This window comes from Pseudomonas viridiflava (genome assembly GCF_003702045.1).
GTDB lineage: Bacteria > Pseudomonadota > Gammaproteobacteria > Pseudomonadales > Pseudomonadaceae > Aquipseudomonas > Aquipseudomonas viridiflava_C.
The window spans coordinates 23,142-43,958 of sequence record NZ_RBTP01000015.1 but is presented as its reverse complement, the minus strand read 5'-3'; the positions used below and the strand labels follow the sequence as shown (position 1 = coordinate 43,958).

At 50.8% G+C, this 20,817-nt stretch carries 14 protein-coding genes; 6 read left to right on the top strand and 8 right to left on the bottom strand.

Features of this window, described 5'->3' with window-relative positions; all coding sequences use genetic code 11:
- Positions 1 to 407: 407 nt before the first annotated feature.
- The 5 genes from ALP40_RS06450 (at position 408) to ALP40_RS06430 (ending at position 6,552) form a co-directional block, all read left to right on the top strand.
- Positions 408 to 1,850 (top strand): mannose-1-phosphate guanylyltransferase/mannose-6-phosphate isomerase, encoded by a 1,443-nt coding sequence (locus tag ALP40_RS06450; RefSeq protein ID WP_122207479.1) that lies wholly within the window; start codon positions 408 to 410, stop codon positions 1,848 to 1,850.
- A 384-nt stretch (positions 1,851 to 2,234) separates the two neighbouring features.
- Positions 2,235 to 2,825, top strand: coding sequence for an adenylyl-sulfate kinase (cysC, locus tag ALP40_RS06445; RefSeq protein WP_122207597.1), 591 nt, complete (start codon positions 2,235 to 2,237; stop codon positions 2,823 to 2,825).
- Between the two features lie 5 nt (positions 2,826 to 2,830).
- Positions 2,831 to 4,222, top strand: coding sequence for an FAD/NAD(P)-binding protein (locus tag ALP40_RS06440; RefSeq protein WP_259640683.1), 1,392 nt, complete (start codon positions 2,831 to 2,833; stop codon positions 4,220 to 4,222).
- A 268-nt stretch (positions 4,223 to 4,490) separates the two neighbouring features.
- Positions 4,491 to 5,522 (top strand): GDP-mannose 4,6-dehydratase, encoded by a 1,032-nt coding sequence (gmd, locus tag ALP40_RS06435; protein WP_122207477.1) that lies wholly within the window; start codon positions 4,491 to 4,493, stop codon positions 5,520 to 5,522.
- Between the two features lie 76 nt (positions 5,523 to 5,598).
- Complete coding sequence (locus tag ALP40_RS06430; RefSeq protein WP_122207476.1) at positions 5,599 to 6,552, top strand: GDP-mannose 4,6-dehydratase; 954 nt, start codon at positions 5,599 to 5,601, stop codon at positions 6,550 to 6,552.
- Between the two features lie 115 nt (positions 6,553 to 6,667).
- On the opposite strand, the gene ALP40_RS06425 is transcribed toward ALP40_RS06430, so the two are convergent.
- Genes ALP40_RS06425 through ALP40_RS06410 form a run of 4 tightly spaced genes read right to left on the bottom strand, consistent with a single transcriptional unit; the run spans position 6,668 to position 14,049 of the window.
- Complete coding sequence (locus ALP40_RS06425; RefSeq protein ID WP_122207475.1) at positions 6,668 to 7,798, bottom strand: glycosyltransferase family 4 protein; 1,131 nt, start codon at positions 7,796 to 7,798, stop codon at positions 6,668 to 6,670.
- Positions 7,799 to 7,812: 14 nt separating this feature from the next.
- Positions 7,813 to 11,895, bottom strand: coding sequence for a glycoside hydrolase family 99-like domain-containing protein (locus ALP40_RS06420; protein WP_122207474.1), 4,083 nt, complete (start codon positions 11,893 to 11,895; stop codon positions 7,813 to 7,815).
- A complete protein-coding gene (locus ALP40_RS06415) occupies positions 11,892 to 13,241 on the bottom strand; it encodes an ABC transporter ATP-binding protein (protein ID WP_122207473.1) in 1,350 nt (449 codons plus the stop codon). Before ALP40_RS06415 ends, ALP40_RS06420 begins: the two co-directional genes overlap by 4 nt.
- Positions 13,231 to 14,049: an ABC transporter permease gene (locus ALP40_RS06410; protein WP_122207472.1), complete on the bottom strand. Its 819-nt coding sequence runs from the start codon at positions 14,047 to 14,049 to the stop codon at positions 13,231 to 13,233. The genes ALP40_RS06415 and ALP40_RS06410 overlap by 11 nt, the downstream gene beginning before the upstream one ends.
- Positions 14,050 to 14,568: 519 nt before the next feature.
- Between ALP40_RS06410 and ALP40_RS06405 the strand changes: the two genes are divergently transcribed.
- The gene (locus tag ALP40_RS06405; protein ID WP_259640682.1) at positions 14,569 to 15,534 is read left to right on the top strand and encodes a glycosyltransferase family 2 protein; all 966 of its coding nucleotides are present in this window, start codon (positions 14,569 to 14,571) and stop codon (positions 15,532 to 15,534) included.
- Positions 15,535 to 15,621: 87 nt separating this feature from the next.
- Here ALP40_RS06405 and ALP40_RS06400 read toward each other — a convergent pair whose 3' ends face one another.
- From ALP40_RS06400 to ALP40_RS26120, 4 genes are all read right to left on the bottom strand, one after another.
- Positions 15,622 to 15,960 (bottom strand): 4-amino-4-deoxy-L-arabinose-phospho-UDP flippase, encoded by a 339-nt coding sequence (locus ALP40_RS06400; RefSeq protein ID WP_122207471.1) that lies wholly within the window; start codon positions 15,958 to 15,960, stop codon positions 15,622 to 15,624.
- Positions 15,957 to 16,952 (bottom strand): glycosyltransferase family 2 protein, encoded by a 996-nt coding sequence (locus ALP40_RS06395; protein ID WP_122207470.1) that lies wholly within the window; start codon positions 16,950 to 16,952, stop codon positions 15,957 to 15,959. Before ALP40_RS06395 ends, ALP40_RS06400 begins: the two co-directional genes overlap by 4 nt.
- Positions 16,953 to 17,240: 288 nt before the next feature.
- A complete protein-coding gene (locus ALP40_RS06390; RefSeq protein ID WP_122207469.1) occupies positions 17,241 to 19,430 on the bottom strand; it encodes a DUF7024 domain-containing protein in 2,190 nt (729 codons plus the stop codon).
- Positions 19,431 to 19,704: 274 nt separating this feature from the next.
- The gene (locus tag ALP40_RS26120) at positions 19,705 to 20,724 is read right to left on the bottom strand and encodes a methyl-accepting chemotaxis protein (RefSeq protein WP_409077509.1); all 1,020 of its coding nucleotides are present in this window, start codon (positions 20,722 to 20,724) and stop codon (positions 19,705 to 19,707) included.
- Positions 20,725 to 20,817 lie beyond the last annotated feature (93 nt).

Below are 20,817 nucleotides of genomic sequence, written 5' to 3'. Positions count from 1 at the left end.
CCAGCACACTTTGTGCATGATCATGCGCATGGGTGCGCCATACTCGCGAAATTAATCAGCACCCGTCGCCGCCCCATGACGATCTCGAGCCCGCGTCACAACCCACTTCCGTTAGCATAGATGAATTAATAGTTAACCCACTCGCGATCATTTTGCTTAAGCTCAGTTGTACGATAAATAGTGTCAATTACATGGAGGCAATTGCAGTGAAAACCAGGTACGGATGTCAGCGCCTTGCGAGCAAGAAAACAGCCGTCCTTCGTACAATTTCTCTGATATTCTAGCCTTTGACAGTGGCTGAACACGACGCTTCGAAACACCGAGTACCGCGCTCTGGCAGACAACGTGGGCCGGCTGAGCTCCGTCATTGGTTGCCTTCCAGATACGCAAGAGGATGTGAATAGTTGATGGATTTGATACCCGTAATTTTGTCCGGCGGCGTCGGTAGCCGACTCTGGCCCGTGTCTCGCGAGACACACCCGAAACCGTTCATGACGCTGCCGGACGGTCAGAACCTGATTCAAAAAACCTTTCTGCGCGCTTCACGGCTGCAAGGGGTTTCACAAATCCTCACCGTCACCAATCGTGAGCTGCTGTTCAAAACAGAAGATGAATATCGCAGCATCAACAAAACCGGGATCGCCCAAGGTTTCATCCTAGAGCCTTTTGGCCGAAACACTGCGGCGGCAGTAGCTATGGCCGCACTACAAATCAAAGAACTTAAAGGACCGGACGCGCACATGCTCGTGCTGGCTGCCGATCACCTGATTCAGAATGAGCAAGCGTTTGCTGAGGCGGTTGATAATGCGCTCATACTTTCTGAGCAGGGATGGCTCGTCACCTTTGGCATAAAGCCTCATTATCCTGAAACAGGTTTTGGTTATATTGAAACGGATACTTCCCTCGACCTTGAAGTGGGGGTGAAAGTTTTACGCTTCGTTGAAAAACCTGATTTGAAATCAGCAGAGTCTTATGTCGCGGCTGATAATTATCTCTGGAACTCGGGGATGTTTTGCTTTCAAGTCGGAATGGTACTGGCCGAATTCGAAAAACATGCGCCTGACGTACTGGTGGCTGTGGCTCGCGTCCTCGAGCAGTCACGACTCAGCCAAAGTAATGACTACTATTGCCTTGCCATAGACCCGGAGACTTTTTCAGACGTTCCTGGGATTTCGATCGACTATGCACTCATGGAGCGCTCCGACAAGGTCGCTACGGTGCCGTGCGATATAGGGTGGAGCGATATCGGCTCCTGGAACGCGGTAAGCGAACTGACGCCTCCAGACGAAGACGGCAACCGGTTTGAAGGTGAGGTACTTGCTCATAGCTCTCGTAATAACTATGTGAAAAGCGAGGACCGGCTGACAGCACTTGTAGGCGTTGAAAACCTGATCGTGATTGACACCCCTGACGCGCTCATGATCGTCGATAAAAACCACGCACAAGACGTTAAGCACATCGTTGCGAAACTTAAAGACTCCGGTCATACCCTTCACCAACTCCATCGGACAGTACACCGCCCTTGGGGAACCTACACGACGCTTGAAAGCGGTGAGCGCTTCAAGATCAAACGTATCGTTGTAAAACCCAAAGCATCGTTGTCACTGCAATTGCACCATCATCGCAGTGAACACTGGATCGTCGTAAGCGGTATGGCTGTGGTGGTGAACGATGAGCAGGAGCTTATGCTCAATACGAACGAGTCCACGTTCATTCGTGCGGGCCATAAACATCGCTTAAGCAACCCCGGTGTCATCGATTTGGTGCTTATAGAGGTACAGAGCGGAGACTATGTAGGGGAAGACGACATCGTACGGCTGGAAGATATCTACGGGCGAGCGAGTTCATAGTTTCAGATGTAGCCATTCGTTCAGAAGCAAGGCCCCATTACACACTGTTGAGCATCAAAAACTCACCCGGGGCCTGCCTTTTTAAACAGTATGAATGAACGTTAATCGACGCTCGGTACCTTTAATATTCCGGACGGCGACACGTATCGAGTAAAAGCTGAGCAGCGATCAGTTTTTCTGCACAGGCGAGGTCGGCGGTTGCTGACGCCTGAGCGCGCTGAGCGTCAGTGCAAAAACCGTAATAGCTATATGCTGGCAAAATCCGAAGCCGCCATCCCCTCCGTCACAAGCAACTTCAAACAGCCAAGAAATGTCGTCAACCCATGCTTGTAGTGCTAGGATCCCTGTCATCTACGCGAAGCAGGATTACGTTCAGGTATGGTCATGTTTAATAATCTCACTCTTCACCAGTCATCCGTCACCGCAAGTGAAAGAAGTGCGATCAAAAATCAACGACCTGTAGTGATCTGGTTGACCGGCCTGAGCGCAGCCGGTAAATCAACGATTGCCAATGGCATCGAGCGGGCTCTTGTAGCCCAAGGAAAGCACACGTATTTACTAGACGGCGATAACGTCCGTCTGGGTTTGTGCAAGGATTTGGGGTTCAGTGACAACGACCGAGTGGAGAATATTCGCAGAATTTCCGAGGTCGCCAATCTGTTTGTCGATGCTGGATTGATCGTGATAACCGCATTTATTTCCCCGTTTACCAAGGATCGGGCACTGGCACGGGCTGTCGTGGGAAGCGACAGATTCATTGAAGTTTTCGTAAACGCGACGCTTGAAGAATGCGAAAGACGTGACCCCAAAGGGCTTTATAGCAAGGCACGCCAGGGACTGATCAAAAACTTCACAGGTATCGGCTCTGACTACGAGCCCCCTGTAAACCCAGAGATTCGTATAGATACCAATAACGAATCAATAGAAGCGGCTGTCGCCAAAATAATCCACTACCTGGATGAGCATCAACATTGAGGACCTTGGCTATCGTCGGAGCAGGGTTCTGCGGAACGGTCGCAGCGATAGAGTTCATCAGGGCATGCCGTGCACCGGCTAAACTCATTATCGTTGAACAGACAGGCGCCTTCGGTCCAGGCCTTGCTTATGGGGATCAGAGCAAGAGCCACGTCTTGAACGTGCCGGCTGGTAACATGTCGGCCCTGCACGGTCATCCCGACTCGTTTCTCGAGTATTGCCTGCTCAACGGCCTCGCAACGGGTCCGGGTGATTTTGTCCCTAGACGAGAGTATGGACGCTATCTGTCCTCCCTATTGGACACCGCGCTCTCCTCATGCGGTGCCACGTTATCGGTAGAGAGGGTGCATGCCGAAGCTATTGAGATAAAGGCCTGTACAGGTGGAGCAACTGTGCTGTTGAGCAATCAACGTCGCTTGACCGTTAATCATGTGCTCCTAGCTTGCGGTAATTTCCCACCTTCAACACCCAAGCCCTTTATTTCCATCAAGCATTATTCAGGCTATCAAGACGCCCCATGGGGTACTTTGTGTGCTCCCGCCCGAACGCTTCACCCTTCCGATTCAGTACTCATCATTGGAAGTGGCCTTACAGCGCTGGATGTCATATCCCGACTGACCGAGGAAGGCCATTCAGGCAAGATCACGGCGATATCTCGAAGGGGTTTAACGCCCCAAGTTCACCGAGGACACTCCCATTACACCGAGCAAAATGCAGACCTGACACGACAGGTTATGTGTAGTGTCAAGGCCACTGCACTCACGTACATAAAGACAGTGCGCCGGTTAATATCCGACTCTCCTCGTGTCGACTGGCGGGATATCATCGCCGCACTGAGGCCCTGTACAGCCCAACTGTGGGCTCGTCTACCGTATGCAGAGAAGCTCCGATTCCTTCGTCATGTAAGGCCTTACTGGGACAACCACCGTCACCGTGCTGCACCCGAAGCGCACGTAATCTTTGACCGCTTGAAAAAATCCGGCCAGCTAACAGTGATCAAAGGCCGGTTATTAGCGACCGATGTGATTGACGATAAACTTGCATGCACAATTTTGAGGACAACCGAACATTCGACGACGGTGGACGCTTTCGACCTGGTTATAAACTGCACGGGGCCGAACACCTCTGTGTCGAGCGCTGAGTCTGCCCTCATTCAGCAACTGCTGAATGAGGGCCTCATCGTTTCCGACCCTATGGGATTAGGCATTATGATGAACGAAGACCTCTCGGTAGTTACAGCAGAACACACCACCGTCACATGGCTGAGCTACGTAGGTCCAATGCTTAAATCAATGTTCTGGGAGGCTACTGCGGTTCCAGAGCTTCGCCAGCATGTCAGCGCTCATGCAATTCGGCTTGCCGAAAAACTTTGCCATCACGCAGACAATGTCGAATAACAGATAGCAACCGACGAGATTCCTTCGGATCATCTAGACATAAACGCCAAAGCCCATCACTGAGACGGTATCGTCTGCTGGGCGGCGTACGCTCGCACCTGCTCATTCTTGGAGTGACGTCCTATTCCAGACTCCTTCTCACCACAGCATGATCATAAGAGCTATCACAACTCGTGTTCAGCGCACGTAGCCAGTATCATGCTGCTCGGGCGGCCGCCCCTTGCTTTCCCCACGATGGCGGGGGAGCTATTTTAGGTTTGGAGGTTTCATGAAAGCTATTATCACCGGTATTACAGGTCAGGACGGGGCTTACCTGGCTGAACTATTGCTCAATAAAGGCTACACCGTCTACGGCACCTATCGCCGGACCAGCTCAGTCAACTTCTGGCGTATAGAGGAGCTGGGCGTTGCACAACACCCGAACCTTCATCTGGTAGAGTTCGACCTGACTGATCTTTCAACCTGCATCAGGCTGCTGGAAAAGACCGAGGCGACTGAGGTTTATAATCTGGCAGCCCAGAGCTTCGTAGGCGTGTCCTTTGATCAGCCGATGACAACCTCAGAAATCACCGGGCTTGGCGTAGTCAATCTGTTAGAAGCCATCCGTATAGTTAACCCTAAGATTCGTTTCTACCAAGCCTCGACGTCCGAAATGTTTGGTAAGGTTCAGGCCATTCCCCAAGTAGAAGACACGCCTTTCTACCCAAGAAGCCCTTACGGCGTTGCAAAGCTTTTTGCCCACTGGATGACCATCAACTACAGAGAATCGTACGACATATTTGGTACGAGCGGAATTCTGTTTAATCACGAGTCTCCACTTCGCGGTCGTGAATTTGTGACACGAAAAATTACCGACAGCATTGCCAAGATCAAGCTTAACAAGCTAAAGCAACTTGAGCTTGGAAACCTCGACGCCAAACGCGACTGGGGCTTCGCAAAAGAATACGTAGATGGCATGTGGCGCATGTTGCAAGTCGATCAGCCAGACACCTTCGTGCTCGCAACCAACCGCGCAGAATCGGTACGTGACTTCGTTACACTCGCATGCAAGGCAGTTGATATAAACATTGCCTGGACAGGCAAGGACGAAAACGAAGTCGGGATAGATGAGGCTACCGGCCAAAAAATCGTCTCGGTCAACCCCAAATTCTACCGTCCAACTGAGGTTGATCTACTCTTGGGCAACCCGCAAAAAGCGAAAGATGCGTTGGGATGGGAGGCAAAGACGAGTTTGGAGGAGCTTTGCCGCATGATGGTTGAAGCAGATCTGCGTCGAAACGAGCAGGGTTTTTCCTTTTAAACCGAAGGTTGCGACGCCAGCAGTGTTCCCGAACACCAGGGATGAGTAGTTAGCATGAATATTTTGGAGCATTTTAGTGAATAGAATCCTGCTGACCGGGGCCGCTGGCTTCGTTGGGAAAGTGCTTCATAAGCGATTATTAGCGGAGAATCATGAGGTCTTCGGCACGGTCAGAACGCTGCCCTCAAGCGACCAAGAGCAACATTACATTGCGCTGGACATCGGTGATCGCACCGAAGTTGATCGCATAGTACAACGCGTCAATCCAACGCATCTTATTCATCTGGCCGCGATTTCTAACGTGGCAAACAGTTTCAAGGATCCACTGCTGACGTGGAATACGAATGTTATTGGCACGCTTAACCTGTTGGAGTCGGTAAAGAAGAACGCTCCAAACTGTTTTGTTCTGTTTGTCAGCTCGTCTGAAGTCTACGGTGAGTCATTCAAAACGGGGGAATTGCTTACAGAGGGAAATGCGTGTAAGCCCATGAATCCGTACGCTGCCAGTAAACTTGCTTCAGAGATTGCAGTTGAACAGTACCTCCGCGAAGGTCTTAACGGCGTCATTGCCAGACCGTTCAACCATATCGGCCCAGGACAAAGCGTTGATTTTGTAACGGCTTCGTTCGCTCGGCAGATCGCTCTAATCGAAGCGGGGCTACAAGAACCGGTTTTGAAGGTCGGAAATCTTGAAGCCAGTAGAGACTTTTTGAATGTGAACGATGTGTGCGATGCTTATGTGAAAATCATAGGGCAACGTACAAACAAACTCATCCACTCGATTTATAACATTTCGTCGGGAGAGACTCAGAAAATTCAAACAGTGCTAGACGAGTTGCTCGCCCAAACATCCAGCTCAATCAACGTTCAAGCAGACCCAGAGCGTTTGCGTCCATCGGACATACCGGTCGCGGCTGGATCAAATAGACGTATTCATACTGAGTTAGGGTGGAGTCCGAATACAGCTTTTTCGGAAACACTTAATAGCGTTCTAACCTACTGGCGACACCAAGTCGGCACACTACAATAATTTTTTAGAAAAGAAAAAGGGCGCCGATATTGTCGAGCGCCCTTTTTTATGCCACCAGTCTTGCCAAGATTCCGCATAGAGAAAACGTGGCACCGCCATCCATGCAGATGAGGCGTTATATTATGTCAGAGATTTCACTCAGACGATCTCGATAGCGAAGCCCAGTTGAACGATAATCAAAATAGCCCTGCATGTGCAATCTGGCCCGGCTACCAACCGCTCGACCCATAGCCGGATTGTCTACCAGGTCTACCATGTACTGTGTTGCCTGATCATAATCCGGCTCAGCCCAACGTTGATTTTCATGGTGAGGATACTCCCCCTCAAGCACAGGCACTAAGTGGTAGTTTACCGCCAAACTTGTGTCCTCCGTCATGAAGTCCATGTTGCCTGAGTACGCTGTGGCGATAGCAGGCTTACCCAATACCATCGCTTCTGCTACACCGAAGCCGTAGCCTTCAGAGCGATGCAGCGAAACGAAGCAGTCGCTGCACCTCAGCAGGTTTTTGACCTCGTTACTACTCATACTCTGATGAATCAAAGTAACCCTTCCGTGGAGTTCTTGGACGCGATCCCTGAGGGCATCAAACTCTTTCGGATTGGTTTCTACGCCATTAACTTTTATGACCAAATGCGTCTTGGCATAAGGTCGTTTGGCCAAGAATTTATTGAAAGCGTTCAACACACCTTCAGGATTTTTTCGCGTGGCGTAAGAACGCAAATCATAGAAAAACAGGAAGATATAATCAGTTTCAGGCAGCCCAAAAAACCGGCGACTCAAAAAAGAATCAAGCTTAATTTCAGTTGCCAGTGGCATGTGGATAACTGGCTTCGTACAAACCTCTTTAAGACCTTCCATGATAAATTTTGACGGAGCCCAAATCTCGTCAAAACGGTCTAGTTCCGTCGCCCACTCCGTCGGGTACCGAGGCAGCTCCCAAAGCGGATAGATCACGTTATACCCCGACCAAGGCCGGTTGTAATTCATGTGCTTCCACACCTGATCCACCTCATTCCCATTAATATGGAAAATATTGACAGATGAAGGGGTCTCTACCAGAGCGTTGGAGAACTCAGCGAGATCAGACGCCGCCGCGTGCTCCAGTTTGTAAATATCATGCAGCTTGGGCGCATTGTATACCGCCCGCATCGACCGAAAAGTGGCGCGCACATGCTCGCCCATTCCGATTGGTGCGTAAGGATGGCCGATCAAGCAAACATCACTGTTGTTGGTTACACGAGTCATCAATCACCCACCGCTCAATTTTTTTTCAGGAGAAGCGAGGCGTCAGTCGCATTCCTGACTGCTTCCAGATATGTGTGGCCGAAACGACGGTCAGGCTCCAGATATGCACCCTCGGCCCATTCGTTCCACGCATTGACGAAGACCAGACGCTCATCTCCAAAGTTCTGCTCTTTGGTATCCGCAATCGACTCTTCAAGCCAAGCCTGAAAAGCGCCGGGCGTAGCATTTTCAAAACAGAAGCTGGTGTGTGGACGACGCGCCGTATTATCCCATCCAGGCATAACACCTTTAAATCGCGTGTATCCTGGCGCTGGCCGCGTGGCATATCGAACAGCAAGATCACGGTAATCTGCAACATGCCCTACAAATTCAGGGTTTATTATCTCGCCCGTTGGCTGTTTAACTTCTGCCAGACCTTGCGGTGGGAACTCTACTGCTGCGTCACATCCCAACGCAGAAGGGTGAGTGTTGGACTGAACAAGTTCGAACGATTCGACCATAGCAATGTAAATTTCGCCAAGCCCCTGCTCTCTGCAGATCTTGCGCCATGTAGCAGCGGTGCTTGCAAAATCGGGGAACAACGTCGCTCGGTAAATGAGGATGAGCGGCCGGTCGTCGATTTTGATGTATCGATCATCCTTAAAGAATCGTATCAGATCATAAATGACCGCTACGTCGTCCTCATGGGTATGCGACTGGGCCATCAGAACTTCATGCTCCTGCCCATCCCAGCGACGCGTCCAATTCTCATTTGCCCAGCAGAGACAGAATGGAATATCGGGCTCTTTGCTCAACAACAGTTGCTCTACCGGACGCTCCAACAAACGCTTGCCGTCGAACCAATAATAATAAAAACAAAACCCGTGCACGCCATATCGCTGGGCCAGATCCGCCTGCGCCTGCAGAACCTCGAGAAGACGAAGATCGTAATAGCCGTGGTCAGCAGGGATGCGAGGTTGATAGTGCCCAATGAAATTAGGACGCGTCTTGCTAACATTCGTCCACTCGGTAAAGCCCTTGCCCCACCAGAGATCATTTTCTGGGATCGGGTGAAATTGTGGCAAGTAAAAACTGATGATCCGAGGATTAACTTTTTTCTCTATCGTCGGGGCCCATTTCCGGGAAAGTACATTAACGTTTTTAGCAATGCACGACATCTTGAATGACTCATCCACGGACGCCGTCGTCTTGGACAAGTGGTGGATAATCGTAGCACCAGGATTGTAGTAAATATCGTAGCCAGCACTGCGAATATTCATGCAAAGATCACTGTCTTCGCAGTAGCAAGGCAAAAAGTCTTTAGAAAAACCGCCAAGCTTCTTTAACAGCTCTGTGGGCGTAAGCAAGCATGCGCCGGATACATAATCGACGCGCCTTACGTAATTATAACGTGGCTCATCCGGGTCGCCGTTCAGACCCACCATGGTCGCACTGCCATCAACGGCAAGCGATGCACCCGCTTCCTGTAGATGCCCTGAGGGGTACACAAACTTGGGGCCGACCACACCGACGTTTTTATACTCGTCGAACGTGGACAGCAGAACTTCCAGCCAGCCAGCCGTCACTTGTACATCGTTATTGAGGTAAACAGTGAACGTGCCGGTAACTTGATCCAGTGCGTTATTGCAATTAAGGAGAAACCCGAGATTCTGCTGATTGCGGATATATTTGATATTCGCGATGGGCTCAAGCAGAGCCTGTGTCTCATCCGTGGAAGCATCATCGGCAATGATAATTTCAACCGACAACTCTGGAGGCGTGTGCAGTTGAATTGAAGACAGACATTCAAGTGTCAGTTTCACGTTGTTGAAAACAGGGATAATGATAGACACCATCGGGGATAAACCCGGCTCGGTGAATCTGAAACCAGAGGCCGTTGCCGCGAAAGCGGAAGCCTTGATATCTAACATATCAAGCTCCCGAGGCTGAAACTTTGCGCGCTCAGCAGCCTTGAGCTGCGAGATCCTTGCACGTACCTCTGGATAATCCTTCCATTCCCAGATGCCATTGGCGTTTGGAAGTTCGACATTGGGCAAACTGGTCACCGGTGCCAATGTGGCGAGATCCGGCTCCGGGCTTTCTGCTACCGACCAACTAATCGAACGGTCCTGATACTCTTTCCACAATTTATAACTGGACAGATCTTTGAAGACAAATCCAAAATAACGGAAAAGTGTCCCCTTCAGCTTTTGCTTGTTATGAGACGCGATGGGCAAATCGCGATAAACGTTAACAAGGCCATTTTTTAATTTTTTCTTCATATTGGACACATCAGCATTCGCTTTTCTCACAGGCTCTGTCCATCTCCAGGTTCTAGACTTTTGAATCAATTCCAACAATGTTTTATGACGATGGATTTGCTGCTCCAGACAAAGGCGTTGTGAGTCGCCATTTGCGATCAATTCAGCCAAGGCCCCCTCAAGCTCAAGCGAGCGGCTCATGTTCGCCGCTCCAGCGTTTTCGGAAACATTGATCATCGACTCCAACTGACAGAGGCGCTCCAGACTGGCCCTACCGGTGGATTCAGAGACTTCGATCATCATCTCAAGCTGCCGAATGCGCTCCAAGCTAGATTGGCCAGTGATTTCAGATGTCTCAATAATCGACTCAAGTTGACCAAGCCGCTCCAGACTGGCGTTACTACTGGCTTCTGACTCTTCAACCATAGCCTCAAGCTGCCGCAGCCTCTCCAGGCTGGCTCTGCCGGCGGCTTCTGAAGCTTCGTTCATTATTTCAAGCTGTTGAATGCGCTCCAGACTGGCGCTGCCGGCAAATTCGAAAGCCTCAATCGTTGCCTCAAGCTGCTTGATGCGCTCAACGTAAGCATGCTCGTTCTGCTGAAAGACGGTTAGCGTATTCTCGAGCTCCAGCAGCCTTTCCTTGTCCGCATGCTCGGCGTCAAGATAACCGGTGACAATGACTTCCAAATGTCGGATATGGTCGCGATGTGAAGCTTCCTGGGTCTCGGATATCGCCATAGCTGCTTCCAGCATGGATTTGATATCAGCTATCGCAGCGCTGTCATTATCAAATGCATGATCTGCGAAAAATCGCTCGATTGGGTGGGTCTGTAACACCCTATCAAGCGCTTCATCCCTATTCAGTTGGTCACCCTCACTGGAATCGCGGAATGGGCTCAACCAGTTAAGCAGTAGGCTCCGGATATCGGCCGAGCGCTCTTGCCGCGTCGTAGACTCGATCTGCTGCTCTGTAGCTTGATCAACCAAGGCTGAAACTCTGCGCTCCAGTCGACCTGTGGTGTGGCTGGCAATGTCAGAAACAGTCCGCAACAGTGCAGCGTCGTTGCAAATGTACGTCACGGAATAAATTTCATCGGCAGGCAAGGCGATCTGCCCCAGCTCCTCCAATGTCGCGGGGTCCAGAGCCACTAGCACAGCAGAATCAGGTCCCCCTGACTCAAGATTTCTGGACTTACTCAAACCGACATAGATCGCCTCGTCAGTGACGCAAATACCTCGTGTATAACCAGGCAATATTTTCTTCCGAATCAACTTACCGCCCGGGCCGTATTCATGCAGCTCGCCACAGGAAGAATTGGCAAGCAACAGATTTGCCCCATGTCCGACAGGTGTATGAGGCTGGGACAGTCCAGAAATAAGCCGTTTCCCTGAAAACAATTCGTTAACGAACCCCTGACCGTCCGACTGCCCCTTATAGCCCCGGTGCTTGGTAAACTCTCCAAACGCTGAGTATACGACCGTCCCGTTCCAGACTCCCAAACAGTTAACATGGCGAGAATCATCCTCGCCTGGATAACGCCATCGCTGACGTTCCACACCGTCACGGTCAAGTTTGATGATCTCATTGCCGGTAGTACCAACAACGTACACATCGCCTTCAAACTCAAGAACATCGTGCACATCGCCGATTGATACAGTCTCACTGCTTATTTCGAGCGTTGTATCACCGTATATCCAGAGCGCATCTGGCTGGATACCGCGCATAAACCTTTGTGCCCCTGCGAAAAGGCCCACCGTGTTGAAGCTGTCAAGCTTCTTGACGCTACCAGCATTAACAAAAAACAATCCACCTCCGTTAGGAGAGGACACCAGTAGGTTCGAAAAAAGACCGCTCATAGGTAAGTCACACTGGAAGTGCAACCGAAATCGACTAGTTCGGTTGCGAGGTTGTTCTGAACAGGCACCACTCTAAACACCACAGCATCAACAAGTCGGTGCATGACAGTCTCTTCCTGACCATTATAGGAGGTGCCAAAGACGCCCGCGTTGACAAAGTATGTGCCCGGGTTCACGAGGCAGTTGAATTGAAAACTGACAAGCAACTCAGTTCCGGACTCAACGATTGAAAGAGCCTGGCTTCCTGTGCTGGAGTGAGCGCCTCCCAGCGCAAGGCCTGTCGTGGTACGAATCACCATACCAAAGCGGACCCTTTCAGCGCTGCGCTCAAACCGAACCCGATAGTTGTAGGAGTATTCTCTACCACGAACAAGATTATTCACAGCCCTCCCCTTCATATCAGTGATATAGGGATGGTCAATGTAAGCACCGTGTGACTCAAACTCGACCATACTTGAGGACTTCAAATTCTCATCGAAGAAATCGTCCGCTTCACTCTCTGCTACAGTATCGTCAACCGTTATGGAGGACTCAAGCGCATCGAGCTCCATCGCCTGAACAGTCAAACCATCTTTGATGGAGGCTCGAATATTTTCGCGTTTATCAGCGGGCGCGTACATGAGCTTTTGATACTGGCTGACAATTGTCTTGGGATGGCCTTGAGTGAGCAACTCACCTGAGTCGAGCAATATTGCATGATCGCACAACTCAACTATCGTGCTACCCGAATGAGAGACGAATAAGATAGTCGCTCCCTTACTCCTGATTGCCTCAAGCCTGGCAAAACATTTCCGCTGAAATAGCTCGTCCCCGACGGATAACGCCTCATCTACGATGAGAATTTCCGGATCCGCGTTGATGGCCACGGCGAAGGCCAGCCGGACAAGCATACCGCTGGAGTACGTTTTAACCGGTTGATCGATAAAAAGTCCTATATCCGCGAATGCCGTAATCTCATCGAAACGCAGATCGGTTTCTTCCCGAGTCAAGCCCAGTACCGAGGCGTTCATATACACGTTCTCTCGGCCCGTAAATTCGGGATTGAAGCCCGTCCCTAACTCCAGAAGGGCGGCAATACGGCCATTGGTCTCGATGCCGCCGCTTGTAGTATTCAGCGTTCCACAAATGAGCTGCAGAAGTGTCGACTTACCGGAGCCGTTTCGGCCAACAATACCGACGGTCGAACCTCGTTGTATCTGAAAAGAAATATCCTTAAGCGCCCAAAACTCTCGATAATAACGCTTGGTCCCACGAGACAGCATCTGCATCAAGCGGTCACGAGGCTTATCATAGATGTGAAAACACTTACTGACCGCGCTGACATTTATTGCGATTTCAGAGCACATCAGCAAATCCCTTTCTTGTTTTTTGAAACCAGGCAAATCCAAGCAACGCAACGGCCATAGAGCCAAGGTAGTACTGAAGTAGCATAACCATGTCTGGTAGCTGCCCCCAAAACAATACCTCTCGAGCCATTTGAATAGAGGGGGTCAGCGGATTGAGTTCAAGCATACTGCGATACTCTTCGGGCAGCGCAGTGACGGGATAAAAGATAGGAGACATGAACATGAGTACCGTGATCACGATACCTATGAACTGTGAAACATCACGAAAGTAAACGCCCAACGAGGCCAGCGCCCAGCTGACACCCATGATAAATAGTATCAACGGCACCATCACTAACGGCAGCAGCAGAACGGTAGGTGACGGAACACCAAAAAAAATAGCGTAGGCGATCAGCCATACGCCTAAGCTGACTAACAGGTGAAATAATGCAGCCCCCATACTGACCCACGGGAGAATCTCAAGCGGAAACACTACTTTCTTTACATAATTAACATTAGCTAAAATGGCCGCCGGGGCGCGCCCAACACACTCAGCAAACAGGTTAAACATTATAAGACCTGCAAACAGCACCAGCGCGAACTCCGTTTTAGAATCACTTCCGGTACCCCAGCGGGCTTTGAAAACGAAGCTAAAAACGAATGTATATACGGCCAACATAAAAATAGGATTTAAGAATGACCACAAAATACCTACAAAGGATCCCCGGTATCGACCTATGACTTCACGCTTGATCAAAGCCCATACCAGTCGACGATTTCGTACGAAGCTAGCAACCATTTCTTTGGGAGATGCGGAAAAATCCTGCATTAGCCTTCGACCCCGATTTTTCCCGTCCCAAACATTCCGCAAATTCCTCATTTCGCTGGAGCATGCCAGGCATGCCCCCAGTACTGTTACGTTAGCGCTGGTCAGAACAGCCCGTTCACGCATCCTCCAACAGACCTCTTGACACTTGACAGGTAACACCTTTAGCAAACTCAGCCAAGAGCAAGGCAAGCAGTCTTTTAGCAGGTGATCATCTCATAGTAGCGCCCCTCCGGCTACCGAAAGCAGGTGCCGAAACGCCTACGGGCGCTTCCTTCAAAAGGCGCGCATAGCTTGTTAGGGCATGGGGCCCGGCCTGGTCATATGCCTCAGACACAACTCAGCCTCGGTGGACGTAACGAGTCGCAATAACCGAGCCCCATCAGCACGCCATAGACGACACAAGCAATGCTCTGATCATGAATTGCTGGAGGACCGTAACTCCGTCCGACATTTATCCAACCAATGGCTGACGGGCAGCGGTTCAGGCGTTAAAATACGAATTTTACTAGTGAAAATTTCTTGAATACCGAGCTGATCGAAAAAGGCGGGGAACAAGCTTCAGGACCTGTCGATGTGGCGATCCTGATGTGCACCTACAACGGTGCAGCGTATCTGCGCGAACAGCTTGAATCCTTCCAGGCCCAATCCTTTCAGAACTGGACGCTGTACGTATCCGACGACTCGTCGACTGACTCAACGCGCAGCATTCTGGCCGAATATCAACGCCAATGGGGCGAAAATAGGCTCATCACTTTCGAAGGGCCTTGCCAGGGTTTTGGCAAGAACTTTATTTCACTACTCAAAAGGCCAGAAGTTCAGGCCAGCTACTACGCATTCAGTGATCAGGATGACGTATGGTTCAGTGACAAGCTTGAACGCAGTATAGAATCTCTCAAGGCCACCACCGTCTACACGCCGAGCCTGTATTGCTCGAGAACCCGACTGGTCAATGCGTCTGGCGAAGTCATCGGTTTCTCACCACTTTTTTCTCGCCCCCCATCGTTTCGAAATGCGCTCGTGCAAAGCCTTGCAGGCGCAAACACCATGCTGATCAACCATGCGGCCCGCGAGCTGTTATGCCTTATACCGGATGACGCCACAATTGTGGCTCATGACTGGCTGACCTATATGATAATCGCGGGGTGCAGCGGCTATACTGTTTTCGACAGCGCGCCGAGCCTCGACTACCGTCAGCACGGCGGAAATCTCATCGGAGCGAACATGAGTTTTCACGACCGGATCTCACGCATCCGTAAAATGCTCTCAGGTCGGTTTATTCAATGGACTGATACCAACCTGCAGATACTCGATACCCTATCACCCCGATTAAGCGACGACAGTCGAACGGCACTTAAATACTTTGCGTTAGGGCGCAAGATGAGACTTCCCGCACGGCTAAGCGCATTGCACAAGTCAGGCGTTTATCGGCAGACGACGGCAGGCAGCGCTAGCTTATTCATAGCAGCTTGCTTGGGACAGTTATAGCAGGTAGCGCTCATGCGCGACCGCATTCGGTAGCACATTTGTAAAATGAGCTCCGAACGCGGTCGTACAGTAACTGTTAGACCTATATCAAGCCTTCACAGTGATGATGATACCTAGAATAATAACTGCTACGCCGATGAAATACTGAGACTGAAATCGCTCACCGAACATAAAATGACTGCCTATGGGCACAATGACAAATGCCAACGCCATGAGCGGATACACCTTGCCAAGCTCGATTTTCTGGAGCACCCATACCCATGCAATTGTCGTAATACCGTACAGCGCAAATGCGGAAAACAACGTGGTCAACGTCGCCACATCAAAGAAGCTGCCAGTACGCTGCATGGTCGCAGCGCTAAGCTTAAACAGGATCTGGCCTGCCGCAATGCCCAAGACGCAAATAAGCGCGACGAAGTAAATCATTTAGAATCCTGCCCTATCTCTAGTCTATTCTTGCGCTGCAAATGAAACGCACGCTTGGGCACCGCTTGGACGTCGTGCCCGATGAAAGCAAGGATAAACTGCGTACCCAGTATAACGGGCAGCGCAGATAGCATGACAGTTCCGGCTGAAGTAGGCACACCCGAGCTCACCGAGCCAGCCCAGTGGGATAAACCAAACAGACTGCCCATCGTAACAAGCCCCAACCCCAACGGCAGCTCAAGCGATGCAAGCGACATATCACGCAAGTAATAACTGTAAAATATTCGTTTCCCTAGATTACGCATGTGCTTAATGAAAAACTCACCTACGATTTTGGAAATTTTAAGATTACTTACTTCATCTGCGTACTTGGCGTCCATGGGGATATCAACAGCAACAGCCCGCAACGTATTAAGACGAAACAACATATCGGTTTCGAAAAAATAGCGGCGGCTGATTTTATGAAATGGCAAATGACGGGCTACATCACGATGTATCGCCGTGAAACCGTTCGTTGGATCAAACAAATCCCAATAGCCTGATGAGAGCTTCGTCAAAAACGAGAGCGCTGCATTACCAAATAAGCGAATTTTTGGCATCTGACGAATCTCTTCCAGGTCGAAGAAGCGATTGCCCTTCGTATAATCAGCCTCGCCGTGGATGATGGGCGCAACAAAGCGCGGTAGCAGGCCAGGATCCATTTGCCCATCGCCGTCGATCTTTACAAAAATATCCATATTGTCACTAATGGCAGCTTGGTAACCGGCCATCACAGCGCCACCAACCCCCTGGTTCTCAGCGTTGCGCACCACGGTGACTCGCGGGTCTTTGCAATGCTCCTCAATGAAGTCACCTGATTGCTCGGGACAGCAATCGTCAACAGCATAAATCTTGGTGACCTCACTGCCTATATCAGCGATAACGCCCAAGACATGAGCTTTTACCCTGTAGCACGGGATAATAACCGCAATTTTTAGATCGGAGTTCGTCATATTCCCGCCGTTTCCTGCTCTGAACCCGCTCAATCATTGCTCGACTTTTTCGGACAATCCGCGCTAGGCCGTACCGCCAGACCGGCGGCACAATTTATAAAGGGGCATTCTAGGTCTTTCGATTTCATAGTGGCAATGCCAAGCCGAGGTACTCGAAGAAAAAAACCCTACAGCAGCACAAGCTCACGTAAAAACACGGTATTGCCTGTGACACCATCCGGTGTTCTCCTAGCCATGACACCCTAACCACATAAACCAGGGTGTCATGTGCCCCCCTGCTCTGCAGACCTACAGGATCTCAACTGACAGCCTGGCAATCGCGACGCCTAGTGTCCGTGCGGAATCCGAAGGCTTGTCCACGGCAGATCTTATAAAAATGCGGTCAGTTTCGGCCCCAACCTCAAGATCGACAGTTATTTCAGACCCGCTGGAACCAATAGGCAGTCGCTTGACAACATCCCCCACTTGCAACGAGACAGTCTGGACAAGATTCTGCTCGAGTGTCCAAGCAAAAAGCCTTATTCGAACTTTCCCTTTCAATTGAACAGGTAGCGCAATCTCGGCTGTCGACTGGGAAGTCCAGGCGCCCCAAGCCTCCGCGCCGTTGAAGCCAACTAGATTTGTGCCAACGGGCAAGTCAGCCAGCGGAATAAGTAGACTGGTAGCCTGCCTGAGGACACGCTTACTTGCAGAATCCAAAACAGGTTGCGGCACGTCCAGTTTCATAGGGGCAGAAAGGCCAAGCGCATAATATCGCAGACTTCCAACCTGAAGATTTGGACGCCCCAACGCATTTGCATTATAAGTGCCATCCGTAATCAACCATGAATGGCCCGAAATATCTTGAGGCGTGATATCGGCGCCCTCTGAACGATCGATAACTTTGGGTGCGCTGGCGAGATTGAAAAGCAGGTAAGATTCACGCCCGTAGCGTTCATGCCCGATGACGATACCTTCGCCGGGACGAGCGCTACCTATCAGGCCGGAGAGGTGACGGCTTGCACGAGATATTTCACTATTGCCATGCAAATGGACATACATCCATAGGTAGCCTTGGAAACACCCTGCCAAGACGATCAAACATAACACTGCGGAACTGATGGCACCCTGAAGATGACGAAACAAAAGCGACATGATGAAGCTTAGAAAAATGATCAGATACAGGACATTGCCTACTCCGAAGCCCAAATTAAAATAATTCCACCCATACCAGTTGGCCTCGTTAAAAAACGAGAATAACAGAGGATTATCCCAAGGATAAATTTTGAAATACTGACTGACAAACCAGCAAGACAGCATTAACGTGACCAGCGTCATACCGGCCAGAATACCCTTCCCTAACGATGACAGCCTGCTAATAGAATAGAAAAACAGAAAAGGAAACACGGCAAGCGCAGGACCAAGGTAGCGGCCGTGCAAGCGTTGGGCTTCACCGGGGCTTAAAATAGCTGCACCCGCTGTAAACCAAGCGGTCATTAGCAAATGTGCAGCGATGGAGAGCATCGCTATCAACATCAACATCACCATCTTAGGTGATATTCTTGCATCTCCTTCGCCTACACTCAGACCGCCTCTAGCCGCCTCTACACACAGACTCGCCGCCCAGACAAAGACCGGCAGAAAAAACAGTAAAACAACCGTCAGGTTGGCAAAAAAGTACACACCTACCTGATACAGCTTTGTTAAAAGACTCACGCTGACAGCGGGACCATCAATATATTTACCATAAAAGGTCAGGCCTAAGGCGCCCGATGGATTAAAGGTAAATGCTCCATCCATCAAAGCCCACAGCCCAATCACCCCAATGTAAAGAGCAAGCAGAAAACAGGCAAGCGTCTGAGCGCTAACTCGCACCCATACCTTTCTAAAATAGAGAAAATTGAAGAGAGGAAAAACTGCAAGCAACGCGACCACAACGGCCATTGTGTGCGGTTTGATCAACAATGCAACGGATACAATTAATCCGACCCCTGCAACGGCCGGCACTGGTGCGTACTGATACCACCTGACCAACGTAAATACGACCATCGCTGATAGGAAGATCAGCTCAACTTCAGGCATCACTGCATAAATATATAGATGACTCGGCAACGCCAAAAAAACCATCAAGCCCATTAATGCGTGTGGCTTGGGCATGAGCTCTTTCACGGACGCGTACAGCATTCCCCCTGCCAAAACATACTCTACGCCGTGAAAAATACGGAACAGTGGAACGAATTGATCCCCAAACAACTGAGCCAATAGTTTAACTTCGTGGAAGAAAATAAGATTGGACAAACGTTGTAACGCCGGGTCCAACCCATACAACATTGATAGCTGGTCGACGTTTTTTCCACTGATGAAATAAACATACTCATCCGATGCAAAAATCGGCGAACCGGCAACAATGGAGTTAACCATATAAAAAATGAAGGCTGCAAAAAGCACAAACGACACCGGTATTTTTTCTAGAAGCGCTTCACTTTTCGCAATGTTCATGTAAAGGTCCGATAGCTCGTGCGTTTATGACGAGACATTTATAAATTGATTTTAGACCTCGCACCCTTCGGGAGACCTGATGAGCAGTGTTCTCGATGCTCAGACGTGCAGAAGACCGACTCGCCATCGCTCATTGGATAGGTAACTGTTCATGAACATCTTCAACGTAGAATGAGGTCGCCTAGCTTATCCAATGCAGGTCTTGAGGAGCAAGCACAGCGACCGTCATTACAGTTGATTAGCGTCTCGGTAACGACTAGCCATCGGAACGCCTTCACCCCAACCGAAACCGCGCCGTATTGTCATTCAACGCCCGGCTCCCCTGACTCAACGTATCCGCCGCCCTGTTCACCGCACGAGCACCTTCAAGCAAGCGACCTGCGGCCTGATCGACCTGCTGAATGTTGCTGCTGACTTCATCGGCTGTGGACGCCTGTTCCTCGACGGCGGTGGAGATTTGCACCAGGGTGTCTGTCACGCCCTGCACTGCCGAAGCAATTTCACCCAACCGCTCTCCGAGCCCCGTCACCGAGCGCGCGTCGTTAACGGCCTGCCCGCAAGCCGCTTCCATCAATTCGACGGCCTGGGTCACGGTAGCGCGCAAGCTGTCTACAGTCCCGGCAATCTGAGCGGTTGAAGCCTGGGTGCGTTGCGACAGGCTGCGTACTTCATCGGCGACCACCGCGAAGCCACGACCCTGCTCGCCCGCTCGAGCAGCCTCGATGGCCGCGTTGAGCGCCAACAGGTTGGTTTGCTCGGCGATCCCACGAATGGCATCGACGACCGATTGAATCTGCTGGCCCTGCTCGCTGACACGCCCCAATGCGGCAGCGGTGTCGGTCAGGCGTTTGTTCAACTGCTGGATGCTGTCGGTCGTACGCTGGCTGTCCTGGCTGCTCTGCTCGGCGATCTGGCGAGTGTGGCGTGCGCTTGCCGAAGCCTGTTCGCAGCTTCTGGCCACACCCTGAGACGTCGCGGCCAACTCGGTCGCGGCGGCAGCGATCTGGCTGATTTGCTGTTGCTGTTCTTCGACTTCGTTGAGCGTACCGCTGGACTGGGTATTGAGCGTCAGCACCGCATCCCCCACACGCACAGTTTCGTGATTGACGCCCAGGAGGCTGGTGCGCAATTGGACAACCGCGACATTTAAGGCGTGGCTGATAGCTGCCAGCTCATCGCGCCCCTGAACCGCGACCTCGACGCACAGATTGCCGTCACGCAGCGACTCGGCAAGCGTGGTGATGCCGCTGGCGCTGTGGCGAATCGATGATTGCAGGCAGGCGAACAGGTACATGGCCAGCAGCATTAAGGTGCCAAAGACCACCGCCATCGGGATGAACTCCATATTGGAGCTGTCATGGTAGTAATCGAGTCGATCATAAAGCGC

Bases quoted from the DNA above. Each gene is read 5' to 3' on its own strand.
- gmd (WP_122207477.1), top strand. From the start codon at position 4,491: ATGAAAGCTATTATCACCGGTATTACAGGTCAGGACGGGGCTTACCTG.
- ALP40_RS26120 (WP_409077509.1), bottom strand. From the start codon at position 20,724: ATGTACCTGTTCGCCTGCCTGCAATCATCGATTCGCCACAGCGCCAGC.
- ALP40_RS06450 (WP_122207479.1), top strand. From the start codon at position 408: ATGGATTTGATACCCGTAATTTTGTCCGGCGGCGTCGGTAGCCGACTC.
- ALP40_RS06415 (WP_122207473.1), bottom strand. From the start codon at position 13,241: ATGTGCTCTGAAATCGCAATAAATGTCAGCGCGGTCAGTAAGTGTTTT.
- ALP40_RS06410 (WP_122207472.1), bottom strand. From the start codon at position 14,049: ATGCAGGATTTTTCCGCATCTCCCAAAGAAATGGTTGCTAGCTTCGTA.
- ALP40_RS06425 (WP_122207475.1), bottom strand. From the start codon at position 7,798: ATGACTCGTGTAACCAACAACAGTGATGTTTGCTTGATCGGCCATCCT.
- ALP40_RS06395 (WP_122207470.1), bottom strand. From the start codon at position 16,952: ATGACGAACTCCGATCTAAAAATTGCGGTTATTATCCCGTGCTACAGG.
- ALP40_RS06390 (WP_122207469.1), bottom strand. From the start codon at position 19,430: ATGAACATTGCGAAAAGTGAAGCGCTTCTAGAAAAAATACCGGTGTCG.
- ALP40_RS06420 (WP_122207474.1), bottom strand. From the start codon at position 11,895: ATGAGCGGTCTTTTTTCGAACCTACTGGTGTCCTCTCCTAACGGAGGT.
- cysC (WP_122207597.1), top strand. From the start codon at position 2,235: ATGTTTAATAATCTCACTCTTCACCAGTCATCCGTCACCGCAAGTGAA.
- ALP40_RS06400 (WP_122207471.1), bottom strand. From the start codon at position 15,960: ATGATTTACTTCGTCGCGCTTATTTGCGTCTTGGGCATTGCGGCAGGC.